Genomic DNA, 3,275 nt, shown 5'->3' on the forward strand with positions numbered 1-3,275 from the left:
CGGGGGGGCGGCGCGGGCGGCCCCGGGGTGCGCTGCGCCCCCCCCCCCCCCCCCCCCCCCCCCGGCCGGGGCCCCCGCCCGCCCCCGGGAACCCCGCGCCGTCCGGTGCGTTGTCCAGAAGGCCGGGCCCCGCTCCGGCGTCGCTCCACCCGACCTCCCCGGTCGGTCGTTCCGTGGCCCTCCGGGCCACGCCTGCAACTGAAGGAGACCGCTCGTGGCCATGCGGCCCCCCGTGCCGGTACCGACGCTGTCGCGGCGCGCGAAGCTGGTCATCGGCGCCACCGCCGTGCTGCTGGTGCTGTTCACCGTCGTCGGGACGCTCACCAACGTCTACGTCGACTACCTGTGGTTCGACTCGACCGGCTTCACCGAGGTCTTCTGGACCGAGCTGCAGACCCGCGCACTGCTCTTCGCCGTCGCCGGCGTGGCGACCGGTGGGCTGACCGCGCTGGCCATGTACCTGGCCTACCGGTTCCGGCCGACGTTCCGCCCCATGTCGCTGGAGCAGCAGAACCTCGAGCGCTACCGGCAGTCGCTCGAGCCGCGCCGCGGCCTGGTGCTGACCGGCATCGCCGTCGTCCTCGGCATGTTCGCCGGGTTCACCGCGCAGAGCAGCTGGGAGACCTGGCTGTCGTTCCGCAACAGCACGGACTTCAACCGGACCGACCCCCACTTCGGCATCGACCTGTCGTTCTTCGTCTTCGACTACCCGTTCTACCGGCTGCTGCTCGGCTTCGGGTTCGCGATCACGATCCTCGCGCTGATCGGCTCGCTTCTCACCCACTACGTCTTCGGCGGGCTGCGGCTGCAGACCCCCGGCCAGAAGCTGACCGGGGCCGCCCGGGTGCAGCTGTCGGTGCTGCTCGGCGTCTTCCTGGCGCTCAAGGCGGTCGCCTACTGGCTGGACCGGTACGGCCTGGTCTACTCCGACCGCGGTGAGGTCTTCACCGGCGCCAGCTACACCGACGTGAACGCGCTGCTCACGCCCAAGACGATCCTGGTCTTCGTGGCCGCGGTCTGCGCCCTGGCCTTCTTCGCCAACATCGTCGTCCGCAACTTCCTTCTGCCGGCCGCGGCCCTGGTGCTGCTGCTGGTGTCCAGCCTGGTCATCGGCGTGGCCTACCCGGCGATCGTCCAGCAGTTCGTCGTCAACCCGAGCGCCAACGAGAAGGAGGCGCCCTTCATCCAGCGGGCCATCCAGTCGACCCGGGAGGCCTACGGTCTCGACGACATCGACTACGTCGACTACGCGCAGGAGACCACCGGCAACGAGGTCGACCCCGAGGTTGCGCTGGCCGAGCTGCGGAACGACACGGAGACGATCCCGAACGCCCGGCTGCTGGACCCCAACGTCCTGACCGACACGTTCACGGCCCGCCAGCAGATCCGCAACGTGTACGGCTTCCCCGAGAAGCTGGACATCGACCGCTACACCATCGGCGGCGAGACCGGCGACTACGTCGTGGCGGTGCGCGAGCTGGACAGCGCCGGGCTCTCGGAGAACCAGAGCACCTGGATCAACCGGCACACCGTCTACACCCATGGGCACGGCTTCGTCGCCGCTCCGGCGAACGAGGTGGTGGCCGGCTCCGAGGGCGGAGAACCGAACTTCACCACCGGCGACCTGCCGACCCGAGGGAACATCCCGGTCGAGCAGAGCCGGATCTACTACGGCGAGCTGATCCAGGACTACTCGGTGGTCGGAGCTCCGGAGGGAACCGCCCCGCGGGAGTTCGACCTGCCGGAGGGCGGATCCGAGGAGCGGCAGATCAACAACACCTACGAGGGCGAGGGCGGTGTCTCGGTCGGCAGCTTCTTCCGGCAGCTGACGTACGCGATCTACTACCGCGAGCGCAACTTCCTGCTCTCCAACGCGGTGAACGAGGAGTCGAAGGTCCTCTACGTCCGCGACCCGCGCGAACGAGTGGAGAAGGTGGCGCCCTTCCTGGAGGTCGACGGCGACCCGTACCCCGCCGTGATCGACGGCCGGGTGACCTGGATGCTCGACGCCTACACGACCTCGGACTCCTACCCCTACTCGGAGCAGATGCAGCTCGGTGAGGCGGTAGCGGACGCGCTCACCGGCACCGGCACGACCGCGCTGCCGAACGAGACGGTGAACTACATCCGCAACTCGGTGAAGGCCACCGTCGACGCCTACAACGGCACGGTGACGCTCTACGCCTGGGACGAGGAGGACCCGGTCCTCCGCACCTTCATGAAGGCGTTCCCCGGCGTGGTCGAGCCGAAGAGCAATATGACCGACGAACTGATCAGCCACGTCCGGTACCCGGAGGACCTGTTCAAGGTGCAGCGGGACATCCTGACCCGCTACCACGTGGACGACCCGATCGCCTTCTACGAGGGCAGCGACCGGTGGCAGATCCCCGACGACCCGACGCGGAACATCGAGGAGAACCAGCCGCCCTACTACATCCTGGCCCAGCGGCCAGGTGACGACGAGGCGACGTTCCAGCTGACCAGTGCGTTGAACGCCTTCCAGCGGGAGAACCTGTCGGCGTTCATCTCGGCGTCGAGCGCGCCGGAGACCTACGGCGCGCTCCAGGTGCTGCAGCTACCCGGCAACACGCCGTTCCGCGGGCCCGGGCAGGTGCAGAACGCGTTCATCACGAACAACCAGGTCCGGCCCGACCTCACGCTGTTCGACAGCGAGAACTCCGATGCCGTGTTCGGCAACCTGCTGACGCTGCCGATCGGCGACGCCGGCCTGCTGTACGTGGAGCCGCTCTACGTGGAGAGCACCGGGGAGGGCGGCTTCCCGCTGCTGCAGCGGGTGCTGGTCAACTTCGGTGACCGCATCGGCTACGCCAACACCCTCTCCGAGGCGCTGGACCAGGTGTTCGGCGACGGCGCAGGGGTGGTCGCGTCCGACGCCGACGGGGTGCCGAACGAGGCGGAGGAGGGGGAGGACACCCCCGGCGTGGAGCAGCCGGGCGATCCGACCGACGTGCCGATCCCGCCGGACGGCACGGACGGTCTGCCGGCCACGCCGGACATGGCACAGGCCGTCCGGGACATCAACGCCGCGCTCGACGCGTTGGCCACCGCGCAGCAGTCCGGCGACTTCGCCGGTCAGGGTCGGGCCCTGGAGGATCTCCAGACCGCCGTCGACGCCTACCAGGCGGCCCAGCAGGCGGCGGCCGGCGAGTGATCCGGCGGTGGGGGGGGGGGGGGGGGGGGGGGGGGGGGGGGGGGGGGGGGGGGGGGGGGGGGGGGGGGGGGGGGGGGGGGGGGGGGGGGGGGGGGGGGGGGGG

General features: G+C 70.4%; 1 protein-coding gene. It reads left to right on the forward strand.

Features of this window, described 5'->3' with window-relative positions; genetic code table 11:
- Positions 1-220: 220 nt before the first annotated feature.
- Complete coding sequence (locus ACI790_RS19820; RefSeq protein WP_456571507.1) at positions 221-3,172, forward strand: UPF0182 family membrane protein; 2,952 nt, start codon at positions 221-223, stop codon at positions 3,170-3,172.
- The last annotated feature ends 103 nt before the right edge of the window (positions 3,173-3,275 follow it).

The sequence above is a fragment of the Blastococcus sp. SYSU DS0539 genome, from assembly GCF_054050855.1.